Genomic DNA, 5,746 nt, shown 5'->3' on the forward strand with positions numbered 1-5,746 from the left:
ATCGCCAATAGGATTACCCCCACATGCGTGGGGAATACCTTGAGTTTACGGATTCAACTAAGCTCCGAGAAGGATTACCCCCACACACGTGGGGAATACACTTCAATTTCAGTGCCGTCAGATTCTGTGATGGGATTACCCCCACACACGTGGGGAATACAAAGAGCTTGAAGAACAGCAACGAGCAACTCGAGGATTACCCCCACACACGTGGGGAATACACTAAACAAACACCGCTACATAGGCATTATGAAAATTGAAAATACCCATTTTCAATTAGTTCTTTACTCCCGCCCAAAATGTACCACGAGTACACTAACAGTTTACTATAAACTAAACCTTAAATCTCACAAAAAAGACCTCTCTCCAAAATTGCCAGTCACCACAATGACCAATAATTTATGAAGAAAGATCCATAATCAATTCATTCACTCACCCGCACTAATATTCAACACCGAACTACGCACAATAATCTCGGGATCAACCACTTTTTGCTCGATGTCATCCTGCTGGCCATTCTCAACGATTGCCATCAACTGGGAGACACCCATGCTGATAATGGTTGGCGTTGGCTTGCGGACGGTTGTCAGAGGTGGAACCAAGTATTTGGAGTAGGCCATATCATCGAACCCAATAATCGAAATATCACGCGGAACCTGATAGCCCAATTCAATACAGGCATTCAGTGCCCCCAGTGCCATATCATCGTTTTCACAAATCACACAGGTTGGAACGCTGCCGCTGGAAAGAATTTGGCGCATCAAGACGTTGCCACTTTTGGATCTGTAGTCGCCCTGCTTAACCATGTCAGGGGCGATTTGAATGTGATGGGCACTCATCGCTTCTTTGACGCCTATGGTACGTTGCTTAGACGATTCAAACGTTCTTAACCCTTTGATCAGGGCAAACTTCCGGTGGCCCATTCGAATGGCGTATTCCGTCGCAATCTTACCACCCAGCTCATCACCAATGGCATAGTTATTAATATCGGTTCTTTCAATTACCCGGTTCAACACGACAAGTGGAATCCCGGTTTTATGAAGATATTCGATAAACTCATCATCAGATTCGGACTGACTAATCACAATCACCCCGTCAAAGTTGCTAACAGAGATTCCCTGACCATCCATCGCATTGTCGACGCTATTAATTGACAGAGAATACCCCTTCGGCAAGAGCCCCTGTGCTTGTTCAATAACTTCAGTTAAAAAGCTGGCAGACGTTCCTGTATCCAAATTGGTAAAAAAGATACCAATCATATAGGAACGATTAGTCACAAGACTTTTCGCGCTAATATTGGGTACGTAGCCAATTTGACGGGCAATCTCGGCGATCTTTTCCCGAGTAGCCGGCTTTACCAAAGAACTTCCATTGAGGGCCCTTGAGACCGTCGTATGGGACACGTTTGCCATTTTGGCAATTGTCCGAATCGTAACTGCATTTTCATTTTTATCAATCTGTTTCAAGTCTCAGGCCCCCCTTTTCACGACGTTAATGATATCGAAAATAATTATCGCGTTATATCTCGAATCCGTCAAGCTGATTAATCTCATTCCCGGAATACAAAGGAGGATGGCCACATACAAAGCCATCCCCCTTATAAACCATTTATCACGTTTTCAACTAATCTAAAAAGCCAAAGTAATTTCGCGCATTATTATACGCAATGTCTTGAACAATCTTGCCAAGCTTTTCTTCGTTGTTGGGAACCCGGCCTTGTTCGACCAATTTGCCGTAGAAGTTGCATAATACCCGACGGAAGTACTCATGCCGCGGATAGGATAGGAAGCTTCTCGAATCGGTTAACATTCCGACAAAATGCGGCAGTAAGCTTTGTTGAGCAAAGATTCGCAGCTGGTTATCCATCCCTTCAGCCGTATCATTGAACCACCATCCTGCACCAAGTTGCAGCTTTTGGACGGTCTCGCCCTGGAAGCAACCCATCATGGTTGCCAATTCCATCCAATCATTGTTATTCAATGAGTAAAAGATCGACTTGGGAACATCATGCGTATCTTGCATCTTCGTATAAAGTTTGGTGATGTGGCTGACGATATCCGGTTGGGTTCCAACGGCATCGTATCCCGTATCTGGTCCAATCTTATCAAACATCGGTCGGTTCAAATCACGATTGGAATTGATATGGAACTGCATCGTCCAATTAAATTCAGCATTCAGTTTCATCAAATTTTCGAGCAACATTGTCAAATATTGGTCAATCTCATCTTGAGTCAATGCTTCATTTTGCATACCCTTGTTAACGATCGCATTGAGTTCCTCATCGCTGGCTTCTTTGAAGTGATAAGTCAGCAATGAATGATCCGAAAGCCGGCCGCCCATGTCGTTAAAGAATTCGAAACGTTGATGAAGTGCCTTGACGATATCAGCAAAGTTATTAATTTCAACGCCGGATACGTCGCTGAGCGTCTTTAGATACTCACCGAATGAATCCCGGTCAATCTGAATCAGCTTATCGGGACGCATCGCCGGGAGGGTTTTGAAGCCGCTTTGAGCTTCCTCTTCTTTAAGTAACTTATGATACTTCAAATCAGAAGCCGGATCGTCTGTCGTACAAACCACCTGGACATTGGAATTTTTAATCAAGTTGCGTGGTTTGAAATCGTCTGTCTGTAATAGTTCGTTCGCTTTCTCCCAGATTCGAGGAGCTGATTCTTCGGTCAACTCTTCGTCAATATGGAAGAAACGGCGCAATTCCAAGTGGGTCCATTCATATAATGGGTTACCATAAGAATTTTCAATCGTTTTTGCCCATTCGATAAACTTTTTGTATTCATCACCGTCACCGGTAATATACTTTTCATCAACGCCGTTGGCTCTCATCAGGCGCCATTTGTAATGGTCCCCATATGTGCCTTCGTTTAGCCAAATTCGCGTAATGTTTGGGTAGTTTTTGTGGTCATAGATTTCTTCAGGATTTAAATGGCAATGAAAATCGATAATTGGCATTTTTGCCGCATAATCATGAAATAGGGTTTTGGCCGTGTCATTACCTAACAGGAAATCATCATCTAATAAACTCATGATTGATTAATCGCTCCTTCTTAGTCTTTTGAGGTTGCCTGAAGCTCTGCTGCTGATTCCTTTGAGATGTCACTCTTAGGTTCATATTTTTCTCTGGCTTCATCTTTGGTCTTAACAACGCCTTGGAGAAGATCCAAATGTTCAGCAATGTGAATGTTCAAGTAACGATCGTAAAGTGCCTGGTTCTTAAGCAAGATGTTCCAGAGCTTGTCGCGGTATACATAGTGATAGTTATGCTTCAAGTTCATGATGGAGCCATACATTGTGTGCAGAATTTGACGGGCATCATCATCGTCCAACAAGTCCATGACGTTTTCAGTGTTCATATCTTCAGGTTTAGGTGCGGTCCCATTAGTTTGGGCGTTGAATACATAGAAGTCTTTAACATCGTCCAGGTTCTCATATGAGAATTTGTACAATTCCAACATGAATTTTGGATCCTTATGAGCGATAACCCGCAATGCTTCAAGCCAGTTGGTTCCGGCGGTTTTAACATGCCAACCATGTTGCTTCGAAACGCGGCCAATAATTTCGTAAACGGATAACTTGTCTGAACCTGAGTGGATGCTAAGTTTGTAACCAAAGTGTTCAGCAATTGCTTCGTGAATCACATATTCACGTTCAAAGCGCTCCGTATCGCCAATGTAGTCGATTGCTTTTTGGAACTCACCGTAGAAACGTGGTGCCATGGTAACTGGTGTAATGCCACGACGGTTTAATTCATTAGCGAAGAAGTAGTGATTAGGGTTGGTCGTTTGATAAGGCGTTTCATCCATTGAAATTTCAAAGTCCAAGTTATATGGGACAACGAATTTGTTGTAGATGGTCGTGGCAAACAAGATGGCGTCGTAGAATGTCAAAGCGGATTCTTCAACATCATGCTTGGTGAATTTAACTGAACGACCGTCGCCCAAATCAAATGTCTTGTTCAAATAGGTATCATTGAAGTATTTAATCTGGTCAGGGTCAAGCTGGTTAAAACGTTGATCGAGGTCGTCATCATTTAATTCAACGATGTTGTTGTTGATCTCATCGGTACAATCCAAGGTGATCATTGAGCAGCCAATTTTAACCGCATAGTCAACTTCATAAGGTGTTTTAACGTGATCGCCGTCAGCTCCCCAACCGTATGTGAAGCCTTCTTCAAAGACCGCCCATGATGCTGATTGGAAGACGTCCGTATTGGTGCGGTGCATCAAAACCAACTCACGGATTGATTGTTGTGCCAGAACAGGAATAATGCCTCGTCCTTTAAATAAACGCAAATGAGGGTTTGAGGCATTGCCAAGGCGATCTCCCAGTCCAAATGTATATTTATAGTTACGCCGAGAAGTTGGCCGGATCCATTGGAAACGTTTAGCCAAAGCATCGTTATTGTGTTCATTTAGTTCACCGACAAGCAGTGTTGAATCTCGGTCATCCATCGTTGCTTGAGCTTCAAAATCACCAGCTGTTAAACGATTTTCATAAACAACCAAGCTCTTTTCAATAATGCCTTCATTATTGACGTGATGAAGGATGAAATAAACGTTTCTTCGATCGATTTGAATTGATGGTGCGTAAATCTCTTGATTCGACAGATTTGTGTAATCACCATCTGCATCTAAAATTTCTTTAACGTCGATTAATAAGTTATTTAAGTCCATGATATGTTTCCTCCAATTAGTTTTAGTTATTTTAAAAGTCCTGAGTTTCTTGTACTATTGGCCAATCTTTCCACCTTCCCAACGACCGTGATCCAAGTCATTGGCAATTTCACCAAAGCGTTTGTCATCAAGCTTGTACAGAAAACCAATAATGATCGCTGCCATAACCAGACAAATTCCTGGATAAAGCGTCATTGCAGCTTTGATCCCGCGAAGGGCGCCAGCTGATTGATGGGCGTTAGCGACATAGCCGGTTAATGCTCAAATTCCAGATGATACTAACGCAGCTATTGATTGAGCGATTTTTCGTGAGAAGTTAAATGCTGCATAAGTAATTCCTTCTTTTCTCACGCCCGAACGCCACTCACCGTAATCGATAGCGTTGGAAACCATTGCCCAAGTAATACCGTTTGGAATCGCCAATGCGGTGTATCCGATGGTTACCAAGATGACAAAGACAACCACATGATCCGGCAAAATGAAGTTAAGCAGGTTGGCACAGGCACCAATCACAAAGCTGACCATGGCAGTTCGCTTTTGACCAAAGTGCTTGGTCAGGGTTGGAATCATAAACACACCAACAATTGAACATCCCATCATAATCGCGTTAATAATTGGCTGAAGACCAATGTTTCCCAAATTATATTCAGCATAGAAAACCATCATTTGATTATTGGTATTCATAGCTGAAATCGTAAAGATTGTCATTAAAATCAGGGCACCCAGTGGACCGTTTCTAAAGATCACTTTGAAGTAATCCTTGAAGCCCTCTTTTTGGGCATTTTGATTTCTGTTCACGTGAACATTTTCTTTCGTTCCTAGGTAACAAATTCCAAACATTAATACGCCAAATGCGGCAAAAATAGCAGAAGCCCAGAAGTAACCGAGTCTTTGGTCACTACCACCAATCAAAACGGTTAATGGAATGAATGCAACCCCCGCAATAAATTGCGCTCCAACGGAACCAATTTGGCGGGTTGTTGCCATGAAACTTCGGTCTTGAACATTTCGTGACATAACCGATGCGAGTGAGCCATACGGGTCGTTAGTAAATGAAT

The 5,746-nt window shown here is 42.8% G+C and carries 3 protein-coding genes, 1 pseudogene and 1 CRISPR repeat array; all 4 genes and pseudogenes read right to left on the reverse strand.

The window, feature by feature from the left end; translation table 11 throughout:
• Window positions 1–9: 9 nt before the first annotated feature.
• Window positions 10–224: direct repeats of the CRISPR family, unit length 32 nt; unit sequence AGGATTACCCCCACACACGTGGGGAATACACT.
• A 204-nt stretch (window positions 225–428) separates the two neighbouring features.
• The gene (locus AB3112_RS07500; protein WP_084973695.1) at window positions 429–1,466 is read right to left on the reverse strand and encodes a LacI family DNA-binding transcriptional regulator; all 1,038 of its coding nucleotides are present in this window, start codon (window positions 1,464–1,466) and stop codon (window positions 429–431) included.
• Window positions 1,467–1,623: 157 nt separating this feature from the next.
• On the reverse strand, window positions 1,624–3,042 hold the full coding sequence (gene uxaC, locus AB3112_RS07505) for a glucuronate isomerase (protein ID WP_367334213.1): 1,419 nt from the start codon (window positions 3,040–3,042) through the stop codon (window positions 1,624–1,626).
• 20 nt (window positions 3,043–3,062) lie between these two features.
• On the reverse strand, window positions 3,063–4,688 hold the full coding sequence (locus AB3112_RS07510) for a tagaturonate epimerase family protein (protein ID WP_367334214.1): 1,626 nt from the start codon (window positions 4,686–4,688) through the stop codon (window positions 3,063–3,065).
• A 54-nt stretch (window positions 4,689–4,742) separates the two neighbouring features.
• Window positions 4,743–5,746 (reverse strand): annotated as a pseudogene (locus tag AB3112_RS07515) (glycoside-pentoside-hexuronide (GPH):cation symporter); the annotation flags it as partial.

The organism is Lentilactobacillus sp., from assembly GCF_040773105.1.
Lineage (GTDB): Bacteria > Bacillota > Bacilli > Lactobacillales > Lactobacillaceae > Lentilactobacillus > Lentilactobacillus parabuchneri.